A 26,195-nucleotide genomic window follows, 5' to 3' on the forward strand; every position below is an offset into this window, starting at 1 on the left:
GGTTGTGGACCTACAATCACGACCGGCCTAACATGGCGCTCGGCGGTATTACGCCAAAACAGAAATTGGCGCTCGCCGCTTAACCTCTACTTTTAGCGTGCTCTAAAAATGGGGGGATTACCGCTCCATCTGACTGAAAATCAACGGGTCTATTTAATCTTTTAACTTTGACCACATCGTAGATTTTGACGAATGACATTGAATGCCCGATGGAGAAGAGTTCGATGTAAAACCGCTTCTGGCCGCTAGCTGACGGGCGGCGCGGCTCAGTGTACTCAGATACTGTACTCGGAAAATTATCAAGCGTAATTAGGCTTTCTTTTTCCCTACGCAGGCGCATCCGGCGCCCGCAGCGGCAAGTCGAGCACGAACAGCGTCCCGGCGCCGGGCGTGCTTTCGACCCGAATCGTCCCGCCCAGCAGGCTGGTGACGATGTTGTAGACGATGTTCAGGCCCAGCCCGGTGCCGCCCTGCCCCATGCGGGTGGTGAAGAAGGGATCGAAGATGCGGCCGAGATGGGCCGCCTCGATGCCACGGCCATCGTCGCGGAAGGTGATGGTCACCCGTCCGTCGTGCAGTGCGGCGCCGATCGTCATGGTGCCGCCCGGCCCCTCGAAAGCGTGCAGCATGGCGTTGTTGACGAAGTTGATCAGGACTTGGCCCAGCGGGCCGGGGAATCCATCCATCACGATCCCGGCCGGCACGTCGAGCAGCAGGCGGTGTTCGGCCAGGCGCACCGTGTTCATCAAGGTCGCCACGATTTCGTGGCAGGCCTGGGCCAGGTCGAAGCGGCGGCGCTGGGCGCTGGCCTGGTCGACCGACACCTGGCGGAAGCTGCTCACCAGTTCGGCCGCATTGTGCAGGCTGCGGACGATCAGCTCCGACGCCTCTCTCGACGCCGCCATGTAGTCCTCCAGGTCGGAGCGCTTCAACGTGGCCTGCGTAAAGCGCGCCGCCACCGCATTGGTGCGCTCCTGCAGCGTGCTGGCCATCAGCAGGCTGTTGCCGATCGGGGTATTGAGCTCGTGCGCCACGCCCGCCACCAGCGAACCGAGCGAGGCCAGTTTCTCTTGCGCCGCCAGCTGGGCCTGGGTTTCCTTGAGGCGGTGATAGGCTTCGGCATTGTCCATCGCCACGCCGACGTAGGCGGCCAGGGTGCCGAGCATGTCGAGATGGACCTGGCCGTAGGCGCCGGGCTGGCGGCTCTGGACCGTCACCGCGCCCAGCACCCGCTCGCCCACCGTCACCGGCACGCACAGCAGTGAGCGCGGCGCCTGGACGGCGGACTCCGACACCGCCACCGCGTCCAGCGGGTCGCCCGCCTGCGCCAGGCAAGTAGGCAGCTCGGCCTGCACGTCGACCAGCAGGTACTCGCGGCCCTCGGCCACGCAGCACGACAGCAGGTGGCGCGCCGGATCGAAGCGCAGCTCGCGCGGCGCCATGCGCCGGCCGACCACCATCGCATACGGCAGCTCGAGCGTCTCGCGCTCGGGGCGCCACAGCGCGACCGCGAACACCGGCGCGTCCATCAGCGCCACCACGTGCTGGTAGAGCGTGCTCATGATGGCCTCGTTGTCCAGATTCGCGGTCAGCACCCGGCCCATGTCGGACAGCAGCGCGATATTGCGGTGCGCGCGCTCGACCGATTCCTTCTGGCGCTCGACCTCGCGCTTGTCGCGTTCGGCCGCTTCCTTCTGCAGCAGCAGTTCGGCGGTGCGGGCATGGACCTCGCGCGCCAGCAGCCCTTTCTGCTCCACCAGCGCGTGCACCCGCAGCCGGTAGGCCAGGTAGGAAAACGCCAGCGCCACGGCTGCCACCAGCGTGCGGAACCACCAGGTCTTCCAGTACGGCGGCGTGATCGTGATCGCCAGCGTGGCGGCGTCCTGGCTCCACAGGCCGTCCTTGTTGCTGGCCCGGACCCGGAACACGTAGCGCCCCGGATCGAGGTTGGTATAGGTCGCGAAGCGTCGGCTGGCGTTGGTGTCGACCCAGCCCTGGTCGAAACCTTCGAGCCGGTAGGCATAGCGGTTGCCGTCCGGGTCGGCGTAGTGCAGCGCCGCGAATTCGACCGTGAACACCGTGTCGCGGTGCGACAGCGTGATCTCGCGCCGCGTGGGCAGGTCGGGGATGGACCGGCTCTTGTTCAATACCAGCAGGTCGGTGATCGCGACCGCCGGCGGGAACGGGTTGTCGCGCACTTCGGCGGGCTGGAACGAGGTCATGCCGTTGATGCCGCCGAAATGCAGCTGGCCGTTGACGCCGCGCCAGGCGGAGCCGACGAAATAGGAACCGTCGATCAGGCCGTCCTTGGCCGTGTAGCTCTTGGTCTGGCCGCCCACCGGATCGACCCGCGTGATCCCGGCCGTGGTGCTGACCCACAGGGTGCCGTCGTCGTCCTCGAGGATGGCGCCGACCGATGTCCCCTCCCGGGCATTATCGAAAGGATAGAAGCGGAACCAGGTGCGCTCGCCGTCGCGCATCATGCGGTGCAGTCCGCCGGCGGTGCCGACCCACAGCTCGCCCGAGCGCGACTCGTGCAGGTAGTTGACCCGGCTGTGGCGCAAGGTGCCCGGATCGGCCGGGTCGCTGCGAAAGCGGGTGAAGGTGTCGGTGGCCCGATCGAACCGCTCCAGACCCGATTCGGTGCCGATCCACAGGATGCCGTGGCGGTCTTCCAGCAGCGCACGGCCATAGTTGTCGCCCAGGCTGGTGGGGTCGAGCGGATCGTTGCGCCAGCTGCGCGTGGTCTCGGCCCCCGGCGCCAGCGCCGACAGGCCGTCGCGCGTCGTCACCCACAAAGTGCCGTCGCGGCCGGCGCGGATCGCCTGCACATGGCTGGCGTTCGGTCCGGGCCCCAGCGCCACCCGGCCCATGCGCCCATCCGGCGTGCGCCACAGCAGGCCGGTCGGGGTGCCGACCCACAGCCTGCCGCGGGCGCTGGCGAGCGCGGTCACCCTGTCGCCCAGCAGCGCGCCTCGCACCCGGCTGGCCTGGCGGGTGACGGGGTCGAGCAGCATCAGGCCATCGCTGACGGTGCCGACCCACAGGCGGCCGGCGCCGTCGCCGGCGATGGCGCGCACCCGCGCGCGGCCGATGCCCTCGGTGTCGCCGTAGCGCGCGAAGCCGCCGCTGGCCAGGTCGGTGCGGTTGATGCCGCCGAAATAAGTGCCGACCCACAGCGTGCCGGTGCGGTCGACCAGCACCGCCGGCACCTGGTTGTCGGACAGGCTGTGCGGGTCCTGGGCCGCGTTGCGGTAGCTGATGAAGCGGCCGCTGGAGGGGTCGAGCCATTTGAGGCCGTCGGTCTCGGTGCCGACCCACAGCTGGGCCCCGCTGTCATGGTACAGGGTCCTGATGTGCACGTCGCCCAGGCCCTCGGCCGCGCCCATGCGTCGGCGCCGCGGCTCTCCTTCGTCCAGGCGCCAGGCTTCGAGCCCGGACGCGGTGCCGACCCACAGCGTGTCGCGCGGCCCCATCGACAGCGCGAGCACGGTATTGCGGCTGGCGTCGGCCGGCGGCGCGAGCGCGAAGTGCGTAAATCGGCCGCCGCCCGGCTCCATCCGGTCCAGGCCGGCCGCCGTGCCCACCCACAGCGCGCCCGCATTGTCGAAGGCGAGCGCATTGACGCGATCGTCGCGCAGGCTGGCGCGATCCTCGGGGTCGTGCACATAGCTCCGGTGCCGGCCGGTGGCCGGATCGAAGCGCACCACGCCGTCGGTGGTCGCCAGCCACAGCGCGCCATCCGCTCCCGGCACGATGGCCACCACCGAACGCAGCACGCTGCGCCCTTCATCGGTCAGTGTATGGCGCTGGAAGCGGCCGGTGGCCGGGTCGTGGCGCGCGAGCCCGCCCTTGGTGCCGAACCACAGATGGCCCTGGGGATCCTCGTAGGAGGCGGACACGTAGTTGTCGGGGATGCTGCCCGGATCGTTGGTGTCGTTGCGGTACACGGTCATCCGATAGCCGTCGAAGCGGTGCAGCCCGGCCTGGGTGCCGAACCAGATGAAGCCCTGACGGTCCTGCAAAATATTGATCACCGAATGCTGGGACAGGCCGTCGTCGACCGACAACCGTTCGAAGCGCAGGCTGCGCTGGGCGGCGCCCGCGTCCTTCGACAGGCTCGCGGCAAGCACGCTCAAGACGCCCAGCAACAACAGGAACAGGCAGCGACGCGACGTGGCGCGGACAGTGGCGAAACCCGGCATGACGATCCAATTAATTAAGCTGCCATCAAATCTACCAGAGGAGTTTGCTTAGGTGAAATATTTTGAGTCTTCCAGAACCGACAGCCCGCTGCTATAATGCGTGCCTCGGGCGGCTGTAGCTCAGCTGGATAGAGTACTTGGCTACGAACCAAGGGGTCGTGGGTTCGATTCCTGCCAGCCGCACCAGAAAATACGAAGGGCCAGATCGCAAGATCTGGCCCTTTTCCTTTATCCGCTGGGGATTTATCGGGGATGGCTTTTCCAGGCCGTTACGCTCTTCGGCAATGAACCTTTGCCAAGACGCCCGCCTCCCGCTATAATGCCTGCATTGGGCGGCTGTAGCTCAGCTGGATAGAGTACTTGGCTACGAACCAAGGGGTCGTGGGTTCGATTCCTGCCAGCCGCACCAACCTTCTTCAGATAAGGGCACTTCGCAAGAAGTGCCCTTATTGCTTTCGGCCTGCACTTTTGCTTCCGCCATCCCTCCCATGACCGACGCCGCCGTCCATCATCCCCAGCCAGACGAACACGGCAAGCCCGTGCTGATTGCACGGCCGTCGCTGCCCACTGCGGCCGACACCTGGCGCGATCCGACACGGGTCGCAACCGTCATCCCGCTCAGCGCCCTGCCCCCGATGCTGAACGGCGTGCCGTTCGCGCCGTGGATCGACGCGCCCGCCACCAATGCCGCATGGAGCGAGGTCGCCGGCCAGGCCGATATCGCCGAACCGGCCTTCGACCTGCCGCCATCGAGATCCCCAGCCGCCGGTGTCGTGATCGTGGAAGACGATGGCCGCGTGTGGGCAGTGTCGCCATCTAACCGTTTTGGCGGGTATGACGCGACCTTCCCCAAGGGCCGGGTCGATCCCGGGGTCAGCCTGCAAGCCACGGCGATCCGCGAAGCGTTCGAGGAGTCCGGCCTGCGGGTCGAGATCCTCGCCCACCTGGTCGACAGCGCGCGTACGCTGACCTATACCCGCTACTACCTGGCGCGCCGGATCGGCGGCAATCCGGCGTTGATGGGATGGGAAAGCCAGGCCGTGCACCTGATCCCGAAGACGGATTTGCCGGTGGTGTTGTGCAATCCTAACGACCGGACGGTCATCGACGCACTGAGGCAGTCACTTGCGAACAAATTTTCTCGATAACCATTTGCCAAGAAGAACAAGCATCGCTATAATGCGTGCCTCGGGCGGCTGTAGCTCAGCTGGATAGAGTACTTGGCTACGAACCAAGGGGTCGTGGGTTCGATTCCTGCCAGCCGCACCAACTGTTTCAAAGAGAATGGCTCAGAAGAAATTCTGAGCCATTTTTCTTTTCGGCTATCCGGACTCATGCGAGAAGCCGAGCTCGAGACGGCCGCCGACCGGCAGCGCCTCCCATCTTGCGCTCAGTTCGGCGATCGCGGTGCGCACCGCGGCGATGTCTGCCTCATCGATCTCCAGCATGGGGCACGACCTCGCATCGCAGGTGACGCGATACATATCGATCAGATCCGCCGCGGGCGACTGGCCACCGGACCACCCGTCGCCCTGGACGACTTCGACGAGCCGCTCGACCGCATCGCTTAATGGCTCGCCCTGCATCTGGAAATCGGCGACCTCGCCTTCCCTCACCCGCGTGAGGAAGCCGCGCACATCGAGCGTGTGCTCGACGGCGTAATGCGCCATATCGCGTGGAATGATGCCCTGCTTCGGACAATCGATCACCTCGGGCGCATGCCCGGGACGAATGGTCTACATCTGGTCGAACTTTCCGGCGCCTTTTATGAAGACGATATCCATCTGAAGTTCCTGCGAATGTCGTAGCTCGAGGTGTAGACCCGGCGTGCTACCACGAGCGCCAAAAAGTCCAGTGTAGGGCGGACAGGACTGCCGAGCAAGCAAGATCGCCTGCCAGGCACTTTGCCAACTCGCCACATGCCGCTATAATGCGTGCCTCGGGCGGCTGTAGCTCAGCTGGATAGAGTACTTGGCTACGAACCAAGGGGTCGTGGGTTCGATTCCTGCCAGCCGCACCAACTGTTTCAAAGAGAATGGCTCAGAAGAAATTCTGAGCCATTTTTCTTTTCCGGCCACGAGATTCGTCATTCGCCTAATCAGCGCGTCACGTAGCCTGTTTGCCGCCTGCCATCGGGTGACTTTGCCAACTCGCCACATGCTGCTATAATGCGTGCCTCGGGCGGCTGTAGCTCAGCTGGATAGAGTACTTGGCTACGAACCAAGGGGTCGTGGGTTCGATTCCTGCCAGCCGCACCAACTGTTTCAAAGAGAATGGCTCAGAAGAAATTCTGAGCCATTTTTCTTTTCCGCTCACCGCAATGCGCCAGAGCTATTGGCGCTCATCCCTTTCGCGCTGTTCAACCGCGCGCACACCCTGTCAACGGCCTCTGCGCCGGAGAGCATCAATAGTTTTCGTAGGACTTCACTTACACATGTCGAGCAAACGGGTCGCATTTTCTGCTCTACAACGCAGGATAGAGGCGCTCTCCTATGAAGGCGCATCCGATAGCTATCGCGCCAGCAAATAGTTAGCCATGAGAACAAATTTCTTGTTCCATAAGCACACTATCGCCGGGGATGCATTTATTTACTCTTTTGTTAGCATGAAGTTCCGGTCTCTCAACCAAGGCTGCAGGTCGCGGCTGATTCTTAGCGAGGAAAGACATGAAACGATCTCTCATTGCTGCAATGGTGCTGGCTGGCGCGTCGTCGTTCGGTTCTTCCGCCGTGATGGCCCAGGACGTCATCGGTGACTCGCCACAAGCCCTGGACCTGGTCGATCTCACCGCCTATTTCGGCGACTCCTTCCCCGCCGATAACCAGGGCAACACCTTCGCCGACCAGTTCACCTTCACGATCGCGAGCACGATCGGCCACAACCTGGACGCCGTGGTCGCGTCGAGCAGCCGCAGCGGCGACGTCGGCCTGGATATCACCGGCCTGGCCCTGTACGGCGCCGATGACGTACTCATCACCGCGGGCGAGGAAGTGCAAGCCGGAGCCACTGACCTGTGGACCCTCGCCAGCGACAACCTGGGTGTCGGCGACTATTACCTGCAGGTGAGCGGCGAACTGCTGTCGGCCGAGGGCGCCAGCTTTGGCGGCGCGGTGGCGCTGGCGCCGGTGCCCGAGCCGGGCACCTACGGGATGATGCTGGGCGGTCTGGGCGTACTGGGTTTCCTGGCCCACCGCCGCCGCGCGAAGCAGGACTGACGCCTCCGCCAGCCTGCCCCACGTAAAAAAAAACGGAAGCGCGTTCAGCGCTTCCGTTTTTTATGTGCACTGCCCTGCTTATGTCCGCAGCTTCTTGACGACGCTGCGCGTGCCCAGGATTTCCTCGATCTGCTCGAAGCGCACCGGCTTGACCATGTGGTGGTCGAAGCCAGCCTCGAAGGCCAGCTGGCGGTCTTTTTCCTGGCCCCAGCCGGTCACCGCGATCAGCACCGTCAGGGCGCCGGTCGGCAGCTTGCGGATGCCGCGCGCCAGGTCGTAGCCCGACATATGCGGCAGGCCGATGTCGAGGAAGGCGTAGTCGGGGCAGAAGCGCGCCGCCGCGGCCAGCGCGTCCGGACCGTTGTGGGTGATCACCACGCTGTGACCCATCGCGGTGAGCAAGGCGCCGATGCTGTTGACGAAGTCGACGTTGTCGTCGGCCAGCAGGATGCGATAGCTCTCGGTGCTGATGAAGGCGGCCGGAGTCGGCTTGGTCGGCGGCTCGGGCTCGACCACGATCGGCAGGCGCACCAGGAAGCGGCTGCCCAGGCCCAGGCCTTCGCTGTGGGCGGTGATGGTGCCACCGTGCAGCTCGACCAGCTTGCGCGCCAGCGACAGGCCCACGCCCAGGCCGGCATTGCTGCGCTCCAGGGTCGAGTCGACCTGCACGAACATCTCGAATACCGAATCGAGCATGTCCGGCGCCAGACCAATGCCGGTGTCGGCCACTTCGAGCACCAGGGTCTTGTCCTCCACCGCGCCCCTGAGCATCACCTTGCCGCCGCGGTTGGTGTACTTGGCGGCGTTGTTCAGCAGGTTCGAGAGAATCTGGGCCAGGCGCGTGGCGTCGCCATGCAGGAACACCGGACGGTCCGGCAGCTCCAGCACCAGCTCGTGCCCATGCAGCTCGATGTACGAACGCACCACTTCCAGCGCGTCGTTGACGACGGCCTTGAGTTCGACGCGCCCCATCTTGATGGTGAACTTGCCGGTATTGATGCGCGAGACGTCCAGCAGGTCGTCCACCAGGCGCACCATCTGGCGCAGCTGGCGTTCCATGATGTCGGTGGCGCGCTGCGTGGCCTGGGCGTCGCCGCTGCGGATGCGCAGGATGTCCAGGCCGGTGCGGATCGGCGCCAGCGGGTTGCGCAGCTCGTGCGCCAGGGTGGCCAGGAATTCGTCCTTGCGGCGGTCGGCCACGATCAGGGCGCCTTCGGCGCGCTGGCGCACTTCCATCTCGTGTTCGAGCGTGCGGTTGGCGGCTTGCAGCGCGTCCGAGCGGCGGCCGATCTCGGCCAGCATGTCGTTGAAGGCTTCGACCAGCACGCCGATCTCGCCCTTTTCCTTGCCCGGCACGCGGAGTGAAAAATCGCGGCGCAGCATCACCTGGCGCGCCACAATGGTCACCGCCTCCAGCGGACGCGTGATCGAGGCTTGCAGGCGCGACGCCACCAGGGCTGCGATCACCAGGGCGCCCAGCAACACGCCGCCCAGGATGGCGCCATAGCTCAGGGCCCGGTCCAGCACGCCGTAGCGCGAGCGCAGATAGACGGTGCCGATGCGTTCGCCGTTCTCGACGATGTCGCGGTACAGCACGACTTCGCCGCGTTCGATGCGGTAGCCGGCCGGCTCCGGGCGCTCGGGCAACTGGGCGCGCACGTCGGGCCGCACATAGGTGGCGAAGCGAGTGCCGTTGGCGGTGTAGACCGCGGCCGCCACGATCTGCGGACGCACGCGCAGCAAGGTCAGGCTCTGGGTGACGTCGGCAGTATCGTTGAACGAGACCGCGGGTGCGGTCACGCTGGCAACGATGTCGGCCTGGGTGGTGAGGTCGTCGATCCAGTAGCGCTGGAAGGTGCGCAGGTCGAGCAGCAGCATCGCCACGCCCGCGGTGAGCAGGGCCACGACGGTGGTCGCCACCGCCATCAGGATCAGTTTGCTCCGAACGGAACCGGTATCGTGCATCGGCATCAAGAGGCTCCTTTCTGCACGCGGTTCGCGACCGTCAGCAGGCGCGAACTGAGCTTCACATTCTTCTTTTCCGCCGCATCGAGCGAGACGTCGAAACGGACGCGCTCATCGACGATCGTAAAATTGATCACGCTGCCGTGCTGCAGGCAGCCTTCGCATTCGGTCACGGTGAGCCAGGCCGGCGAGGCGCGCAGCAGGCGCGCCGTGCGCGCCTCGTCCTGGCCGGCCACGAACAGCAGGTGCACCGGCTGGGCCAGGTCCTGCTCGCGCAGCGCGCGCACGACGATCGTGCGCCCCGCCACCATGCGCCCGGTGGCGATCCGCGTCAGTTCGGCCGCCATGTCGTCGGCGCCGAACACGCCCAGGGTGAAGGGCGTGGTGGCATCGGCGAAGGCCTGCGGCGGAAAATCGGCGTAACCGAGGAATTTATACAGGAAAGCCGCCTTCACGCGCCGCTCGAGCGCCGGCGCCGCGGCCTGGGCGGCCACCGGCAGCAGGGGCGCGCCGACGCCGGCCAGCAGCAGGGGCAGCGCCAGGGCCCGGCAAGCCAGGCGGCGCTGCGGGCGTTCAGGTTGAGTGATTGTCATGGAATCCATTGGCCAGTCAAAAACGCAGCGCCGCGCTGGCGAACACCGATCGCTCGATCAGCTGGCGGCTGCCGGCCGCGCCGAATTCGGCGTGGCGTCGATGCAGCAGGTTACGCCCGACGAGGGCGATCTCGAGATCGGGGCGGACCTGCCACGCCAACCGCGCGTCGAGCTCATGATAGCTTGGCAGGGCCGCCTGTGGCATACCGTCGACGTAACGGAGCGCCAGATCGGCCCGCAGGCGCGCGCCCAGGTCGTGCGCGCTGCGCACGGTCCAGGTCAGGCGCGGGTCGTTGCCAGCAAGAAAACTCAGGCCGGTGGTGTCGCGGCTGGTCGGCTCGCGCCCGACGTCCACGTCCTGCAACACCGCGCCCGCATGCAGGCGCCAGCCGCGCGCGGCCTGCCAACTGGCCCACAGCTCGACGCCGCGCAGCGCGCCCTTGCCCAGGCTTTGCAGGACATAGGCGACCGGCGAGGCTGCCGGTGGGTTGCCTCCCGCCGGCGCGCGTTCCAGCGTGCGCAGACGTTCGAAATCGGTATAGAAGGCGGTGGCCGACCACGACAGCGAAGGCAGGGGCTGGGCACGGTAGCCCAGCTCGGCCACGCGCGCCGTCTCCGCCACCACGTCCGCGCCGCCCCCGACCAGATAGGCGTCAGGATCGCGCGGGTCGATGACGTAGAAATCGCGGTCGATGCGCGACGGCGCGCGCACCGTGCGCGACAGCGCCGCCCACAGCATCGAGCGCGCATCGACGTCCCAGGCCAGGCGCAGGCTGGGCAGCACCTCGCTGCCGGTATACACATTGTGTTCGATGCGCACGCCGGCGCTCGCGCGCACGTCCCGGGCCAGCTTGACTTCATCTTGCACGAACAGGTGCGACCAGCGCAGGCTGCGGCGCGCCGGCGTGAAGCGCAGCAAGGGGCCGTTGTCGATCCGGTCGCGGCTGTAGCGATAGCCGCCGCCCCAGGCCAGGTTGTGGCCATCCAGGCGCAGCAGGTGCTGGGCCTCGACGTCGAACGCGTCCAGGCGCTGGGCGCCGACGCCCTGCTGGTCGCGCCGCGAATGGTCGAGCCAGGCCTGCAGGCGCACGCTCCCGTTTCCGTCCAGCCGATGCTCGACCCGTCCCAGCAGGTTGGCGCCGGAAGTCTCGATGCGCGGCTGGTCGCCGCTGGCGCGCAGGCGACCATCGTGAACGTCGCCGCTGAAGGTGGCATCAAGGGCGTCGGCCTCCCAGTCGAGGCGGAAACCCGCCTGCTGGCGCCGCATGCCGCCCGCATCCGGTCCGTCCCCATCGAGCGCGAACCCGTCGACGTCCATGCCCCACGCATAGGCGCGCCAGTGAGGCCCGCCCTCGAGCTGCCCGCCATAGCGCACGCTCGCCCCCTTTTCGCCGGCGCCGGCATGCGCGCTCGCCAGGCCGCCATGGGTCTGGGCGGCACTGCGGGTGATGACGTTGATGACGCCGTTGACGGCATTCGTGCCCCAGGCCGTGCCGCCAGGGCCGCTGATCACTTCGATGCGCTCCACGTCTTCGAGCGCCACGTCCTGCATTTCCCAGAACACGCCGGAAAACAGCGGCGAATACACGCTGCGGCCATCGACCATCACCAGCAGCTTGTTGGCCAGCGGCGAGAGGAAGCCGCGCGCGCTGACCGCATACGAGCCGGCGCCGATGCGCGCCACCTGCAGGTTCGGCGCCAGGCGCAGCGCCTCGGGCAAGGTGGTGGCGCCGGAACGGACGATCTCGGCGCCCTGGATCACGTAGACCGAGGCCGGCGCGCGCGCCAGAGCTTCGTACTGGCGCGAGACCGAGGTCACCACGATGTCGGAGAGCTGTTCAAGGGAATAGTCGGCGAGCGGTATGGCCGGTTCCGCCGGCGGGTCGGGCGGCCGCGCGTGCGCCTGCACCGCACAGGCGCAGGACAACAGCGCGACACCGGCGCGAGCGAGCAACGAAGAAGATGACATAGTTGCCATCCTAGAACATTTTCTCGCACGCACCAAGTGCGCACACGCTACAGTGCGCACTTGACAATCCCAGTGGGATATTTATTAAGGCTATGACTGGTATTGGAAATATAAATTGGACTGATTTGACGCAATGCAGCATCATTCACCTGTCTCCTCTATTCTCCTCTCAGGAAATAGATTCAGCCCGCCTCTCACGATGCGGGCTTTTTTTTTGCTCCGCCCTCTCCTACTGGCAGCGACTGGCCGCAACAGCGGCCTCATCAAGACAACGAACTGCTCACGCGTTGGTTAGTTACAAAATTCGATTCGTGCGGCTGCGCACGCTTGTCAAAGCAGGCCGCGGCCTTTTGGTGTAGGATGCCCGCCATATTTTCGTTTTTACAACAAGCTTGCCCATGCCCGACCTCGACACCTCCGCCCGGAGCACCGCATCCTACGACTGGTCGGCGACCGCGCTGGGCGACGCCGCCAACTGGCCCTTGCCACTGCGGCTGAGCAGCGACCTGCTGCTCAATTCTTCGCTTCCTACCCTGCTGGTCTGGGGCACCGGGACGATCACGGTGTTCAACGAGGCATACGCGCTGCTGGCCGGTCCCGGCTATGGCCGTGTGCCTGGCGGTTCGGTGCCGCCGGTATTGCCGCCCCCGCTGGCGGCGGCCGGCAAGATGCTGGAGGCCGCGTGGCGCGGCGAAGCCGGCGTGGTGCAGGACGCCCCCCTCACCTTCCGCCGTCTCGACGGCAGCCAGGAGTCGCGCTTCGACCTGCGCCTGACCCCGCTGCGCGACGAGACCGGCGCGGTGCGCGGCGTGCAGGTGGCGCTGGCCCCGGCCACCGCAGCGCCGGCCGCGGCGCAGGAAGAAGAAGCCGGCGGCGGCGCGATGCGCATCCTGGTGGTCGAGGACAACGTCGACTCCCAGTACCTGGTGTGCGAGATGCTCAAGGCATTCGGCCACGAGGCCGACGGCGTGGCCCATCCCGACGATGCCCTGGCCCTGCTCGCGCGCCAGCGCTACGACGTGCTGTTCTCGGACGTCAGCCTGCCGGGCATGTCGGGCGTCGACCTGGCCACCCGCGCCATCGCGGACGATCCGTCGCTGCGCGTGATCTTCGCTTCCGGCTACGGCGACACCCTGCTGCGCCACCTGTCCTTCCCCTATCAGTCGCTGCAGAAGCCTTACGAGATCGACCAGCTGCAGGACGCCCTGTCCAAGGTCGCGCGCCGGCCGGGCAAGTCCGGCTGAACGAACCTGCAGGAAATGCCTGAAGCGTTTGAAACGCAGACCGGCGCCAGCCGCGCATCAAGCGTGTGTGTCAGACCGGCTTGTCTGGTCTACAATGAAACACATCCTGCCCGGTCTCGGGCGCTGTGCAACCCCAGCATGAACACTCCCTCCGACCTTTCCAGCAGCACCCCCTGCCACGTCTCCGAGCAAGACCTGGCAGCCACCCGGCAAGAGCTGCAGCGCGCCAACGAGCGCATGGAAAACATGCTCGAAAGCCTCACCGACGGCTTTTGCGCGGTCGACCGCGACTGGAACATCACCTATATCAACGGCCGCGCACTGCAGATGGTGGCGCCGCTCAACAAGAGCCGCGACAGCCTGGTCGGGCGCCGGCTGTGGGATGAATTCGAGGACCTGCACGGCACCTCGGTCGCCGCCGACTGCCGGCGCGCGATGGAGCAGCGGATCACCGTCAACAAGGAGTTCTTCTACCGCCGCCTGCAATGCTGGCTCGACATGCGGGTCTACCCGTCGCCCGACGGCCTGACCCTGTACTTCCAGGACATCACGGCGCGCAAGCTCGACCAGCAAGCCCTGATCGCCTACAACAACCGGCTGCAGCTCGCGATCGCGGCCGGCCGCCTGGGCGACTGGCGCTGGGACGCGGCCAGCGACCGCGTCACCTTCGGCGCGCGCGCGGCCGAGATCCTCGGCCTGCCCGAAGGCGTGGCGCTCGAGTGGCCGCTGCTGCGAGCCCGCCTGGCCCAGGACGACCGGCCGCGGGTGCGGCGCGCCGTGCTCGAAGCCTTCTCGCAGGGCAAGGACCTCGACCTCGAATGCCGCCTGCTGCCGCGCGACGGCCACGCCGGCGGCGCGCCAAGCGGCCAGTCCGCCGCGCGCTGCGTGGCCCTGGTCGGCCGCCCCGACTACGCCAGCCCGTCCCAGGGCGGCGGCGTGCTGGGCATGACCGGCATGGCCCAGGACATCAGCGCCCGGCGCGAGGCCGACGACCACCTGCGCCAGAGCGAGGAAGAACTGCGCGCGCTGGCCAACACCATCCCGCAGCTGGCCTGGATGGCCGACCCCAGCGGCGCCATCGTCTGGTTCAACCAGCGCTGGTACGAATACACCGGCATTACGCCGAGCGAATCCACCGGCTGGGGCTGGAAAGCGGTGTACGACCCGGCGGTGCTGCCGGCCGTGCTCGAGCACTGGGACGAATCGGTGCGCACCGGCGCGCCGTTCGAGATGGAATTCCCGATCCGTGGCGCCGACGGCAACTTCCGCTGGTTCCTCACCCGGGTCGAGGCGGTGCACGACCGCGACGGCCGCGTGGTGCGCTGGTTCGGCACCAATACCGACGTCGACCAGGTCAAACGCGCCGAGCAGGCGCTGCGCGAAGAATCGCACGTGCTCGAACTGCTCAACAGCACCGGCACCATCCTCGCTTCGACGCGCGACCTGCGCTCGCTGATGCAGGCCGCCACCGACGCCGCCGCCGGCGTCTGCGGGGCCCGTTTCGGCGCCTTCTTCCACTACGGCGAACAAGGCGCGGGCACGCTGTTCTCGCTGTACACCTTGTCGGGCGCCACCTCGGCCGAGTTCCAGGATTTCGCGGCGCCGGGCGCCAGCGCCCTGTTCGGCCCGGGGCTGCGCGCCGACGGTATGGTACGGATAGGCGACCTCGGTCACGACCCGCTGCATGCGGACAAGGCGCCCCAGTTCGGCCTCCCGGCCGGCCATCCGCCGGTGCGCAGCTACCTGTCGGTGCCGGTCACGGCGCGCTCGGGCGAGTTGCTGGGCACGATGTTCTTCGGCCATCCCGAGCCCGGCGTGTTCACCGAACGCAGCGAGCGCATCGTCAGCGGCATCGCGGCCCAGGCCGCGATCGCCGTCGACAATATCCGCCTGGTGGACGCCGCCAGCCGCGCCGCCGAGGAGCGCAAGGTGCTGCTCGAGAACGAGCGCGAGGCGCGCGCCGAGGCCGAGCGCACCAGCCAGATGAAGGACGAATTCCTGGCCACCCTGTCGCACGAGCTGCGCACACCCCTGTCGGCCATCCTCGGCTGGTCGCAGGTGCTGCGCCGCGGCAGCCGCGACGGCGCCGACCTGCAGCGCGGCCTGTCGACCATCGAGCGCAACGCGCGCGCCCAGGCCCAGTTGATCGAAGACCTGCTCGACATGAGCCGCATCACCTCGGGCAAGGTGCTGCTCGACATGCAGACCGTGGTGCCGGCCGGCTTCATCGACGCCGCCATCGAGACCGTGCGCCCGGCGGCCGACGCCAAGGGCATCCGCATCGAGCGCCAGTACGGAGACCGGGTGCCGGCGGTGGCGGGCGACCCGGGCCGGCTGCAGCAGGTGATCTGGAACCTGCTGTCGAACGCGATCAAGTTCACCCCGCGCGACGGCCTGGTCACGATCGAGGTCGCCCAGCAGGAGGAGCACGTGGCGATCACGATCCGCGACAATGGCGCCGGCATCGGTCCCGAATTCATCACCCACGTGTTCGAACGCTTCCGCCAGGCCGACGCCTCGATGACGCGCAGCCATGGCGGCCTCGGGCTGGGCTTGTCGATCGTCAAGCACCTGGTCGAGCAGCACGGCGGCACGGTGCGCGCCGAAAGCGCCGGGGTCGGCCTGGGCGCCAGCTTCACCATCGAACTGCCGGTGGCCAAGACGCCGCCGCGCGCCATCGACTCGGCCCGTGCCCGGATGATCCGCGAGACGCCGGCGCAGCGCGCCGACGCCGACCACGCCGCCCAGGCGGCCGACGGCGCGATCCGCGATATGCGCGGCACCTCGGTGCTGGTGGTCGACGACGACCGCGATGCGCGCGAGCTGATCGCCCGCATCCTGGCCGATTGCCAGGCCAGCGTGCGCCTGGCCGCCAGCGCGCGCGAGGCCTTCGAGATGCTGCAGGCGGCGCCGCCCGACCTCCTGATCAGCGACCTCGGCATGCCCGAGGTCGACGGCCTGGAACTGCTGTCCTGGGTGCGCGCCCTGCCGCGCGAGGCTGGCGGGCAGGTCGCCGCCATTGCCCTGACCGCCTTCGCCCGTTCCGAAGACCGCCTCAAGGCGCTGGAAGCGGGCTTTTCGGCCCATGTTTCGAAGCCGGTCGAGCAGACCGAGCTGATGGCCGCGATCGGCATGGTGACCACGCCGCCGGTGGCGTCGCTGCTCAGTGGAGGAACGCGCACCGGTAACCGTTGAGCGAGGGCCAATGATAGATATCCAGTGAAGCTGGGCCAATGAAGCGCAGCCGTTGTCGGCCGGTCGTTCATGTTCCTACCCTCGCACGCGGCGCTGTCCTACAAGAAATTTTGAGCTGTTTGCTAGACTAAGTAGTGATGGGTTCAAGCCCGATTCCACCCAGAAGGGAATCCGCTCCATACGAAGAGAAGAGAAAAGCATGCCGAGCAGACAAGACATTTTGAACGCGAAGATCCTGGTAGTGGACGATTCGCCCGACAATATCGAACTGATGGAAGAGATATTGCGCGAAGAAGGCTACACCTGCGTCAGCTCGACCATGCTGCCGGAACAGGTCTGCCCGCTCCACCGCGAGCACAATTACGACCTGATCCTGCTCGACCTGCAGATGCCGGGCCTGAATGGTTTCCAGGTAATGAAGGGCCTCAAGGAGATCGAGCAAGGCGGCTACCTGCCGGTGCTGGCCCTGACCGCCCAGCCGAGCTTCAAGATCGCCGCGCTCGAAGCCGGCGCCCGCGACTTCATCAGCAAGCCCTTCGACCTGCTCGAAGTGCACAAGCGCATCCACAATATGCTCGAGGTGCGGCTGCTGTACAAGGAACTGGCGCAATACTCCAAGGCGCAGCAGGAACTGGCGCTGCACGACGCCCTCACCGGCCTGCCCAACCGGCGCCTGCTGGAAGACCGCATCGAGACGGCCCTGCAGCACGCCAACCGCAGCCACGCCAAGGCCGCCGTCATGTACCTCGACCTCGATGGCTTCAAGGCGATCAACGACACCTATGGCCACGCCTACGGCGACGACATCCTCAAGATGGTGTCCCAGCGCCTGCTGTCGAGCTCGCGCAAGGAAGACACCGTGGCGCGCCTCGGCGGCGACGAATTCATGGTGGTGCTGGGCGACATCCACAGCCTGGCCGACGCCCAGGGCCCGGCCTCGAAACTGGTCGAGGCGCTGTCCGAGCCCTTCTTCATCAACGACCTTACCCTGCGGCTGTCGACCTCGATCGGCATCAGCATCTATCCGGACGACGCCGAGTCGGTCGATGCGCTGATCAATATTGCCGACTACGCGCTGTACGAGGCCAAGCGCGCCGGCAAGAACCGTTTCTGCTCGCCGGCGGCGAACCGCCAGGCGGCGGCCAAGACCTCGGCGGCGCCGAGCCAGGCGGCGGCGTCGAATCCTCCGGTGGAGCTGGCGGCGCAGCATCGCTGAGCGGTGCTGTCTCTTTCTTCACTCCGCGTGCTCACTTAGGCTCCCCCACGAGCACCACGCCAGCCTCCACCATCCTGCAGCACAACAAACCTGCAAAGCAAACCGGCCACGCGGCTGACGCCGCGCGGCCGGTTCGACCTACCAGGTCAGGGAAGAATCAGCGCTTTTCTTCCACCGGGCACTCGCGAATCTTGCTCTTTTCTTCGATCGACTGCGCATGCTGGTGGTCATGGCCCGCGTCGACCATGTCCGGCGCCACCTCGATGCGGGTGATGCCGGCGTCGACCGAAATCGGGTCGCTGGCCGGGAACGTCATCTCGACCGCGTCGTCGAGCAGCGTTTCCTCGGCCTTCTCCTTGTTGGAGAGGCCTTCGCAACCGGAGAGCGCCTTGATGGCGATCGCGTAGCGGATCACCTCCAGGTTCGCCAGGTCGCCGATCGTCTTCACGCCCAGCGTGTCGGCCAGCGCAGCGGCTTGCTGCTCGCCGATGCCGCGCAGCGCCGATAAAGGCGCGTCGCTCAGCTCACGGAAGGTTTTGCCGTGGAATTGTTCATTTACAATGGTGTCGATATTCATGTTATGTCCTTTCTTGTAGGCGCCCCGTCCGCCAGCGAACCGGTTCGATTCCACTATGGCATAGCCCTGTACCGACGTATGTGCGGCATCGAACATCGTTGCCCGCCGCACGATTGATTTATTTGCCGAGTGGCACTTATGTCACATGATATGATGGCTTGTTTTGCAAGGTATTTACTCAGGCGCAATACAAGATTAGACTCCCTTTGGTCGGGCACGCACGGCAATGTTGACGGAATCCATCGTGGCAAACAGCGATAAACCCAAGATCCTGGTGGTCAACGACGACCCTGCCAGCCTGCTGGCGCTAACGAGCCTGCTCGACGGGCGCGCCGACGAGGGCAACTACACCGTGCTGTCGGCCCGCTCCGGCCAGGAAGCCTTGCGCCAGGTGCTGCTGCACGACTTCGCCGTGATCCTGCTCGACGTGAACATGCCCGGCATGGACGGCTTCGAGACCGCCGAGGCGATCCACCAGCGCCCGCGCTCGGCCGACATCCCCATCATCTTCGTCACCGCCTTCCTGGCCGACGAGATCGACCGTCTCAAGGCTTACCAGCGCGGCGCCGCCGACTTCCTGTTCACGCCGGTCATCCCGCAGATCCTGCACGCCAAGGTGTCGGTCTTCGTCACGCTGGCGATGAAGAACGAGGAACTCAAGCGCCAGGCCGAGAAGCTGTCGCAGCACGCCTCGGAGCTGACGGCCACCAACCAGCGCCTGGTGCGCGAGATGGAAGAGCGGCGCGCCGCCGAGAGAAAAAGCCACGCCAAGGACGAGTTCCTGGCCATGCTGGGCCACGAGCTGCGCAATCCGCTGTCGGCGATCACCAGCGCCTCCAGCCTGATCGGCCTGGCCGGCGCCGCGCCCGACACGGTGGCGCGCGCCCGCGCCATCATCCAGCGCCAGAGCCAGCACCTGTCGCGCATCGTCGACGACCTGCTCGATCTGTCGCGTGCGATGTCGGGCAAGATCCTTCTGGCGCGCCAGGCCACCGACCTGTCCAGGCTGGTGGCCAGCTGCCTGGAGACCTTCCGCGCCACCGGCCGCACCACCGGTTACCGCATCGCGGTCGACCTGGCCCCCGGCTGGGTCGACGGCGACCCGACGCGCCTGGAACAGATCGTGTCGAACCTGCTGGACAATGCGCTGAAATACACGCCGAGCGGCGGCGCCATCGACATCGCCCTGGCGCGCGCCGGCGACGACGTCGTGCTCAGCGTGCGCGACTCGGGCGTCGGCATCCCGCCCGAACTGCTGCCGCAGGTGTTCGACGTGTTCGTGCAGGGCGCGATCTCGATCGACCGCTCGCAGGGCGGCCTGGGGATCGGCCTGTCGCTGGTGCGGCGCCTGGTCGAGCTGCACGGCGGCAGCGTGGCCGCCGACAGCGCCGGCGCCGGGCTCGGCTCCAGCTTCACGATCCGTCTTCCGAGCGCCGACCTGGCGCAATCGACCGGCGCGGCCGAACCTTGTGCGCCGGCGGTGGCGCCACCGCTGGACACCGGCAAGCCGTCGGTGCTGCTGATCGAAGACAATGAAGACGGGCGCGAGATGATGGCGACCATGCTGGCCGCCCATGGCTACCCGGTGTACCAGGCCGCCGACGGCCTGCAGGGCGTGAGCCAGGCGCATGCCTGCCGGCCCGACGCCGCGCTGGTCGACATCGGCCTGCCCGGCATCGATGGCTACGAGGTCGCGCGCCGCCTGCGCGCCGACCCGGCCACGCGCGCGATCCGCCTGATCGCCGTGACCGGCTACGGCCTGCCGGACGACCAGCGGCGCGTGATGGAAGCCGGCTTCGACCAGCACCTGGTCAAGCCGGTGCAGATCGAGCGCCTGCTCGAAGCGCTGGCGGCTGCGGCTCCGGCCCCGGCCGGCACTGCCGCCGCCTGAAGCCGCCGCAGTTACCGCAGCGGCGGCGCCTTTACGCCGTGGCGAGCAGCTCGTCGCGGCGCGCCGCCATCTCGGCGCCCAGGGCGTCCAGGTCGAGCTTGAGCTTGCGCACTTTCGGGAACATCTCCTCTTCTTCCTCTTCGACGTGGTGCTCGATGTATTCGCCCAGCACCGTGACCTTGGCGTCGTACAGGTCGTCGCCCGGCTCCATTTCCTGGATCTGTGAGATCAGGTCCTTGGCCGAGGCGTGTTCGACCACGGCTTCGTCGAGCATGTGTTCCATTTCCTTCGACACCGAACGCAGCGCCGGATAGAAGATCTCTTCCTCGATCTGCGTGTGCATGATCAGCTGCTCGCAGATCTCGTTCGCCAGTTTTTTCTTGCTGGTGGTGGCGCGCTCGCCCAGTTCATCGAATTGCTTGAACAGCGCCTTGACCTCGTCGTGCTGGCTGGTCAGGAGTTCGATGGCATCCTGCGGTTTCTCATTCTTGCTCATGGTATTACCCCCGTATTCTGTATGGTATGGGTGGCTCGCTGGCCACGTTTCCAGCATGCGCCGCGGCTGCCGTGCAGACTGTACGGGAGCGCACGCTGTGCGGGAACAACGTCCTGGAGTCTTGCAGCGCCGGGCGCGCGCCGCCGGATTGCCAACTGTTGTATGATTTGGGAAACATTTAACAGAGCCTACGATGACCGAACCGGCCCCATCGCCCCCCGACCCGGAGCTCGAGCGCCAGGTCGCGGCGCGCACCGCTGAACTCACCGAGATGCTGGCCTGGCTGGCCAACTGCTGGGACCAGGAGCGGCGCCAGCTGGCGCGCCAGCTGCACGACAGCCTGGGCTCGTCGATGACGGCCCTGACCATGCACCTGGCCCTGCTGACGCAGAACCTGCCGGCCGACAGCAAGGCGCGCGAACGCGCGGCCCAGATGAAGACCCTGCTGGCCGGCATCATCGAAACCAATCGCAAGATGCAGCTCGAGCTGTGGAACGACAAGCTCGAGTTCCTCGGCCTGCGCGCCGCACTCGCCGAGCTGGTGCCCGCCTTCGGCGCCGAGCGCGGCCTGAAGGCGCGCGCCAGCCTGCCGGACGACGACGGCGCCTGGTCGCGCGAGCACGGCGTGCTGTTGCTGCGCTGCGCCGAGGAAGGCCTGCGCAACGCCGCCGCCCATGCCCAGGCCACGCGGGTGGACGTGATCCTGGACGACGACGGCGAGATGGCCATGCTCACCGTGCGCGACGACGGCGTGGGCCCGGGCGAGGATGCGCTGGAAAAATCGTCGAAGGGTTGCCACGGCCTGCGCCTGCTGCGCGAACGCGCGCGCTACCTGGGCGGTAACCTGACCCTGGCGCGCAGCGATACCGGCGGCGCGATATTGCAGATGACCTTGCCGCGCGAGCTGGCGGCCTGAAACAGGTCGGTGCACCAACGACAACGGCGGCCAATAACCGCCGTTGTCGTTGGTAAGGGCTGCACTCAGTGCAGCTTGACCAGCGGCGTACTACGCCGGATCAGGAAGCGCGCCACCGCCAGCAGCGCGGTGCGGGTAATGCCCATCACCGCGCGGTGGTGCATCAGGTGCAGGCTGGCGTACATCGTGCGCGCCACCGCGCCCTGCACGAACCAGCTGGCCCCGCGCAGCGAACCCATCAGGCTGCCGACGCTGGTGCTCTGCCCCACCGAGACCAGCGAACCATAGTCCCGGTACTCATACGGCGTGTCCTGCGGCGCCTGGCCCTTGTCCATGCGCAGGAAGGCGGTCACCAGGTAATCCGCCTGCTGGTGCGCGGCCTGGGCACGCGGCGGCACCGGCGCGCCATTGCCGTCGATGCAGACGGCGCAGTCGCCCAGCGCCCAGATATTCGGCACGCCTTTTACACGCAGGTGGGCGTCGACGTCGAGGCCGCCGCCGCGCGCGGTCGGCAGGCCCAGGCTGGCCAGCAGTTCGGGCGCGCGGATGCCGGCGGCCCACACGCACAGGTCGGCCGGGTAGACATTGCCCTTGCCGTCGATGACCTTGTCGGCCTCGATCGCGGTGACGCGGCAGTCGGCCACCACATTGATGCCGCGCTTGCCGAGCAGGTCATGCGCCGCCTTCGATACCCGTTCGGGCAGCGGCGCCAGGATGCGCGGCGCGCCTTCGAGGATGGTGATGCGCACGTCGCGCTTGACGTCCATGCGCGCGAAGCCATAGCGCGCATAAGCGCCAGACGCTTCGCGCAGCTCCGCGGCCAGCTCGACGCCGGTGGCGCCGCCGCCGATGATGACCACGTCCAGGCCGGTTTCCTTGCCTTCCTCGCGCTGCTGCTCGACCGCCAGCATCAGGCGCAGCATGCGCAGGCGGAAGCGCTCGGCGTCCTCGGTCGCGTTCAGCGAGATCGAGTGCTCTTCGGCGCCCGGGACGCCGAAATAATTCGAGGTGCTGCCGATCGCCATCACCAGCGAGCCATAGCCCAGGCGCCTCACGGGGAGCACTTCTTCGTTGTCGGTGGCGGCGCGCACCGCGCCGATCTCGATCGCCTGGCCGGCGGCGTCGAGCCCCGTCATCGGGCCGAGCACGAAATTGAATCCATTGTCGTGGGCCAGCATGGCGTACGACAGTCCTTCCTGGTGGATGTCCAGGGTGCCGGCCGCCACTTCGTGCAGCGACGGCTTCCAGATATGATAAAGGCGGCTGTCGACCAGCGTCACCTTGGATGGGCCGAGTTTGCGGCCCAGTTTGCAGGCCAGCTCGAGTCCGCCGGCGCCGCCACCCACGATCACGATATCGCTACGCAAGTTGCCTCCTTCACAATGCCCTGCCCGGCAACGCCGCCGGGCCCTCGGGCAATGTCGATTTTACTATGGCGGCGTGAATAACGTTGCGCGTGTCAATATTGTTGACTACATATTACGGAAGAGACCCATGAAGGACTGACTGACAGTCAGCATCTCGGGCCGGTTCCTGAGGCGGATCGTGCCGCGCCCGCTCTCGTCGCGCGCCACCCCGGCCACCGCGCGCAGGTTGACGATGGTCGAGCGGTGCACCTGCTTGAACATGGTCGGGTCGAGCACCTCGAGCAGGTCGCGGATGGGTTTGCGCAGCAGCGACTCACCCTCCGCCGTCATCACCACCGTGTACTTGGCGTCGGACTGGAAATACGCCACGTCGTCGACCAGGATCAGGCGCGTCTCGTTGCCGCGGCTGGCCGTCAGCCAGACCAGGGGCTGCGCGCGCGGCGCCGGCGGCGCCACCACCTGCAGCCGCGCCAGCAGCTCGGCCAGCCTGGCGGCATCGACGCCGCCGCGCGCCAGGCGCTCGCGCACCCGCGCCACGGTGGCGTTCAGGCGCTCGCGCGCCACCGGCTTGAGCAGGTAGTCGACCGCGCCGCGATCGAAGGCGTCGAGCGCGTACTGGTCATAGGCAGTGACGAACACGACCTCGGTGCCGAGGCCCGCCGCCAGCAGGTTCGACGCGACCTCCAGGCCCGACAGCCCCGGCATGCGGATGTCGAGGAAGGCGACCTCGGGCCGGTGGGTCTCGATGGCTTCCAGCCCGCTGCCGCCGTCCTCGCACACGGCGACGATGTCCAGCCCGGGCCAGGCCTCGAGCAGCAACTTGACCAGTTCGTCGCGCAGCAGCGCCTCGTCTTCGGCGACCACGCATTTGACGGTATCAGGCAGCATGGCGGCCTCCCGTCCCCTGCAGCGCCAGCGGCACCGTGATGGTCGCCGCCACCCCGCTCGGGAAGTTGGCGACGATGGCGAAGCTGGCCCCAGTGCCGTAGGCCAGCCGCAGGCGTTCGCGCACATTGCGCAGGCCAATGCCGGTGCCAGCGCCTTCGGTCGAGAAGCCGCGGCCGTCGTCGGCCACGGTCACGGCCACCGCCTGCGCGTGTTCGCCGCCCACCGCGCGGGCCAGGATCCAGACCGTGCCGCCTCCCGGCTTCGGTTCCAGCCCGTGCTTGATCGCGTTCTCGACCAGGGTCTGCAGCATCATCGGCGGGAACACCAGCCGCTGCAACTCGTCCGGCACGTCGACCTGCAGCGACAGGCGCGGCCCCATGCGGATGGCCAGGATGTCGAGGTAGGCGCGCGCCCGCTCGAGCTCTTCGCCCAGCGTCGACGGCGCATCCTCGGTGCGCGGCAGCGAATGGCGCAGGTACTGGATCAGGTTGCCCAGCATGGCGTCGGCGCGCGCCGGATCGCTGCGGGTGAGCACCTGGGCGCTGGCCAGGGTGTTGTACAGGAAGTGCGGTTCGACCTGGGCATGCAGCAGGTTCAGGCGCGCCACCGTGAGTTCCTTCTCGGTCACGCTCTCGCGTACCTGATTCGCTTCTGCGCGGCGCCGCTCGGCGATGCGGCGCGCGATGGCGCGCACCACGGCTTCGGCGTTCTCGAGGTTGGTGCCGTGGTCGACCAGGAACCAATCAAGCCAGGCCGGCGCCTCGGGCTCGCAGATCAACGTGACGCTGCCGGCCACGTCGCCGTTGGGCGTCACCGTCGCCAGGATCTGGTTGCGCCGGTTGCCAAAGGCTTCCAGGCCCCACAACTGGGATGCCGCCTTGCCATAGGGGTCGATGCGCGCGACCTTGGCCCGCACCTGCAGGCTGTCGCGCGCGCTGTCGACGACGGTGGCGCCGGGCAGCTCGCGGATGGCGGCATCGATCATGTCGAATGCCTCGCCCGCTTCGAGCGGGATCTCGATCTGGCGCCGCTGGCGGTTCGACAGCGTGCTGGCGTCCAGGTGGCCGATCACCAGGCGCACCCGGCGCATGTGCGAGAACACTTCCAGCAGCACCCAGCCGCACAGGGCGAAGCCGAGCAGCGGGCCGACGGCGCCCAGGTCGACGTCGACCCGCTCCAGCAAGGTCTGGTTGAGGGTGATGCAGACGGCGAGGTAGACCGCCAGCCAGGCCAGCAGCAGGCGGAAAACATGGAACAGGCTTGCAAACATGATGTGCTTTCGGATGGTGGGAATGGGCCCACCATAGGCTATCCATTCCTTGCAAGACAGCATTATGCGACGGAGTCGGAACTGGGCCGACGAAATCGGGGTCGGGCGGCATGGAGCCGGTGCACGGTCGGACGAAAAGACTGTTGCTTTCTACCTCTCATTACAATTTTCAGACATGCCCTACCCCACCCCTGCCCGCTACAATCTCGCCTTTCCGATCAAAAGGTTTTACATACAGATGGTACTGAAACGCATCGTTGTCGCGCTGGCCGCCACGCTGGCCGCCACTTCCGCCCACGCCGAGATCGGCGCCGCCGTCACCGCCACGCTGGGCACCACCGGCGCCGGCGTGCACCTGGTCGTGCCGATGGAGAGCAATCTCAACGGCCGTTTCGGCATCAATTACTTCAAGCACGATTTCGACAAGCGCACCGGCGGCATCAACTACGACGCCAAGGGCAAGCTCCAGACCTTCGACGTGCTGTTCGACTGGTACGTGCTCGCCGACAGCCCGTTCCGGCTGACCGGCGGCATCCTCTACAACGGCAACGAGATCAAGGGCCGCGGTCGTCCGAACGCCAACGGCCAGTACCTGATCAATGGCCGTGGCTACACGGCGGCCGACGTCGGCAACCTGGACGCGAACATCGACTTCCAGAAGGCCGCGCCGTACATCGGCATCGGCTGGGGCAATGCCCTCACCCCGAACCAGCGCTGGAACTTCAGCGCCGATCTCGGCGCGTTCTACCAGGGAAAGGCGCACGTGAACCTGGTCAGCCGCGGCTGCACCAGCTCGCGCGTGACGTGCACGGTGCTCGCGGCGGACGTCGCGCGCGAAGAAGCGCGCCTGGCCGAACAGCTGTCGGACTACAAATTCTTCCCGGTGCTGCGCGCCAGCGTGTCGTACAGCTTCTGAGCGACACCTTTCCAGCCGGCGATACCGAACGCGCGCCATGCCCGACACGGCCGGCGTATGATGGGCTTCCACCATCGGGATGGGAGTCCATCATGCTGTCACGCCGAATTCTCGCCGCTGCACTGACCATGAGCTGCCTGCTGCTCGGCGGCTGCCGTGAACACAACGAGCCGGTCAAGCCGATCGCCGACCTGAGCCTGGGCTTCTCGAGCCAACCGTCCCGCGCCTGATCGGCCGGCGCCGGCCAGCTGCCGGCCGCCGTGATATCGCCA

The 26,195-nt window shown here is 66.9% G+C and carries 19 protein-coding genes and 5 tRNA genes; 14 read left to right on the forward strand and 10 right to left on the reverse strand.

Annotated features, from left to right (window positions below; translation table 11 throughout):
* Nucleotides 1-326: 326 nt before the first annotated feature.
* Nucleotides 327-4,205, reverse strand: coding sequence for a two-component regulator propeller domain-containing protein (locus J3U95_RS24085; protein ID WP_208281177.1), 3,879 nt, complete (start codon nt 4,203-4,205; stop codon nt 327-329).
* Between the two features lie 109 nt (nt 4,206-4,314).
* Between J3U95_RS24085 and J3U95_RS24090 the strand changes: the two genes are divergently transcribed.
* From J3U95_RS24090 to J3U95_RS24105, 4 genes are all read left to right on the forward strand, one after another.
* A tRNA-Arg gene (locus tag J3U95_RS24090) sits at nt 4,315-4,391 on the forward strand.
* A gap of 146 nt (nt 4,392-4,537) precedes the next feature.
* Nucleotides 4,538-4,614, forward strand: a tRNA-Arg gene (locus J3U95_RS24095).
* Between the two features lie 130 nt (nt 4,615-4,744).
* Nucleotides 4,745-5,353 (forward strand): NUDIX hydrolase, encoded by a 609-nt coding sequence (locus tag J3U95_RS24100; RefSeq protein WP_208281178.1) that lies wholly within the window; start codon nt 4,745-4,747, stop codon nt 5,351-5,353.
* Between the two features lie 44 nt (nt 5,354-5,397).
* Nucleotides 5,398-5,474, forward strand: a tRNA-Arg gene (locus J3U95_RS24105).
* A gap of 53 nt (nt 5,475-5,527) precedes the next feature.
* Here the strand turns inward: J3U95_RS24105 and J3U95_RS24110 are convergent.
* The gene (locus J3U95_RS24110; protein ID WP_208281179.1) at nt 5,528-5,914 is read right to left on the reverse strand and encodes a hypothetical protein; all 387 of its coding nucleotides are present in this window, start codon (nt 5,912-5,914) and stop codon (nt 5,528-5,530) included.
* Nucleotides 5,915-6,148: 234 nt separating this feature from the next.
* Here J3U95_RS24110 and J3U95_RS24115 point away from each other — a divergent pair.
* The 3 genes from J3U95_RS24115 to J3U95_RS24125 all read left to right on the forward strand — a co-directional run bounded on the left by J3U95_RS24115 (nt 6,149) and on the right by J3U95_RS24125 (nt 7,420).
* A tRNA-Arg gene (locus tag J3U95_RS24115) sits at nt 6,149-6,225 on the forward strand.
* 161 nt (nt 6,226-6,386) lie between these two features.
* Nucleotides 6,387-6,463 (forward strand) — tRNA-Arg (locus J3U95_RS24120).
* A 408-nt stretch (nt 6,464-6,871) separates the two neighbouring features.
* A complete protein-coding gene (locus J3U95_RS24125) occupies nt 6,872-7,420 on the forward strand; it encodes an FxDxF family PEP-CTERM protein (protein WP_208281180.1) in 549 nt (182 codons plus the stop codon).
* A gap of 78 nt (nt 7,421-7,498) precedes the next feature.
* Here J3U95_RS24125 and J3U95_RS24130 read toward each other — a convergent pair whose 3' ends face one another.
* From J3U95_RS24130 to J3U95_RS24140, 3 genes are read right to left on the reverse strand one after another with little or no spacing between them, the layout of a single operon-like run.
* Nucleotides 7,499-9,391: a sensor histidine kinase, YfiR-like protein-associated gene (locus J3U95_RS24130; RefSeq protein ID WP_208281181.1), complete on the reverse strand. Its 1,893-nt coding sequence runs from the start codon at nt 9,389-9,391 to the stop codon at nt 7,499-7,501.
* Nucleotides 9,391-9,978: a TOL_0243 family YfiR-like periplasmic protein gene (locus tag J3U95_RS24135; RefSeq protein ID WP_208281182.1), complete on the reverse strand. Its 588-nt coding sequence runs from the start codon at nt 9,976-9,978 to the stop codon at nt 9,391-9,393. The genes J3U95_RS24130 and J3U95_RS24135 overlap by 1 nt, the downstream gene beginning before the upstream one ends.
* A 16-nt stretch (nt 9,979-9,994) precedes the next feature.
* Complete coding sequence (locus J3U95_RS24140; RefSeq protein WP_208281183.1) at nt 9,995-11,947, reverse strand: TOL_0244 family TonB-dependent receptor; 1,953 nt, start codon at nt 11,945-11,947, stop codon at nt 9,995-9,997.
* A gap of 398 nt (nt 11,948-12,345) precedes the next feature.
* On the opposite strand from J3U95_RS24140, the gene J3U95_RS24145 reads away from it, so the two are divergent.
* The 3 genes from J3U95_RS24145 to J3U95_RS24155 all read left to right on the forward strand — a co-directional run bounded on the left by J3U95_RS24145 (nt 12,346) and on the right by J3U95_RS24155 (nt 17,602).
* Nucleotides 12,346-13,191 (forward strand): response regulator, encoded by an 846-nt coding sequence (locus J3U95_RS24145; protein WP_208281184.1) that lies wholly within the window; start codon nt 12,346-12,348, stop codon nt 13,189-13,191.
* 138 nt (nt 13,192-13,329) lie between these two features.
* Complete coding sequence (locus tag J3U95_RS24150; RefSeq protein WP_208281185.1) at nt 13,330-16,386, forward strand: ATP-binding protein; 3,057 nt, start codon at nt 13,330-13,332, stop codon at nt 16,384-16,386.
* 199 nt (nt 16,387-16,585) lie between these two features.
* Complete coding sequence (locus tag J3U95_RS24155) at nt 16,586-17,602, forward strand: GGDEF domain-containing response regulator (RefSeq protein WP_208281186.1); 1,017 nt, start codon at nt 16,586-16,588, stop codon at nt 17,600-17,602.
* A 157-nt stretch (nt 17,603-17,759) separates the two neighbouring features.
* On the opposite strand, the gene J3U95_RS24160 is transcribed toward J3U95_RS24155, so the two are convergent.
* Nucleotides 17,760-18,179: a hypothetical protein gene (locus J3U95_RS24160; RefSeq protein ID WP_208281187.1), complete on the reverse strand. Its 420-nt coding sequence runs from the start codon at nt 18,177-18,179 to the stop codon at nt 17,760-17,762.
* 244 nt (nt 18,180-18,423) lie between these two features.
* On the opposite strand from J3U95_RS24160, the gene J3U95_RS24165 reads away from it, so the two are divergent.
* Nucleotides 18,424-20,070, forward strand: a complete 1,647-nt coding sequence (locus J3U95_RS24165; protein ID WP_370662107.1) for a response regulator — start codon at nt 18,424-18,426, stop codon at nt 20,068-20,070.
* 31 nt (nt 20,071-20,101) lie between these two features.
* On the opposite strand, the gene J3U95_RS24170 is transcribed toward J3U95_RS24165, so the two are convergent.
* Entirely contained in the window at nt 20,102-20,566 is a 465-nt protein-coding gene (locus J3U95_RS24170; protein ID WP_208281189.1) for a hemerythrin domain-containing protein, read from the reverse strand.
* 193 nt (nt 20,567-20,759) lie between these two features.
* Here J3U95_RS24170 and J3U95_RS24175 point away from each other — a divergent pair, with 193 nt between their 5' ends.
* A complete protein-coding gene (locus J3U95_RS24175; RefSeq protein WP_208281190.1) occupies nt 20,760-21,482 on the forward strand; it encodes a sensor histidine kinase in 723 nt (240 codons plus the stop codon).
* 65 nt (nt 21,483-21,547) lie between these two features.
* Here J3U95_RS24175 and J3U95_RS24180 read toward each other — a convergent pair whose 3' ends face one another.
* The 3 genes from J3U95_RS24180 to J3U95_RS24190 form a co-directional block, all read right to left on the reverse strand.
* Entirely contained in the window at nt 21,548-22,849 is a 1,302-nt protein-coding gene (locus J3U95_RS24180) for an NAD(P)/FAD-dependent oxidoreductase (RefSeq protein WP_208281191.1), read from the reverse strand.
* A gap of 105 nt (nt 22,850-22,954) precedes the next feature.
* Nucleotides 22,955-23,737, reverse strand: coding sequence for a LytR/AlgR family response regulator transcription factor (locus J3U95_RS24185; protein ID WP_208281192.1), 783 nt, complete (start codon nt 23,735-23,737; stop codon nt 22,955-22,957).
* Nucleotides 23,727-25,007, reverse strand: a complete 1,281-nt coding sequence (locus J3U95_RS24190) for a sensor histidine kinase (RefSeq protein WP_208281193.1) — start codon at nt 25,005-25,007, stop codon at nt 23,727-23,729. The genes J3U95_RS24185 and J3U95_RS24190 overlap by 11 nt, the downstream gene beginning before the upstream one ends.
* Nucleotides 25,008-25,245: 238 nt before the next feature.
* On the opposite strand from J3U95_RS24190, the gene J3U95_RS24195 reads away from it, so the two are divergent.
* Both J3U95_RS24195 and J3U95_RS24200 read left to right on the forward strand, forming a co-directional pair.
* Nucleotides 25,246-25,923: a hypothetical protein gene (locus J3U95_RS24195; RefSeq protein ID WP_208281194.1), complete on the forward strand. Its 678-nt coding sequence runs from the start codon at nt 25,246-25,248 to the stop codon at nt 25,921-25,923.
* A 92-nt stretch (nt 25,924-26,015) separates the two neighbouring features.
* Entirely contained in the window at nt 26,016-26,153 is a 138-nt protein-coding gene (locus J3U95_RS24200; protein ID WP_208281195.1) for a hypothetical protein, read from the forward strand.
* Nucleotides 26,154-26,195: the final 42 nt, after the last annotated feature.

This window comes from Massilia oculi (genome assembly GCF_017582745.1).
GTDB classification, from domain to species: Bacteria; Pseudomonadota; Gammaproteobacteria; order Burkholderiales; family Burkholderiaceae_D; genus Telluria; species Telluria oculi_A.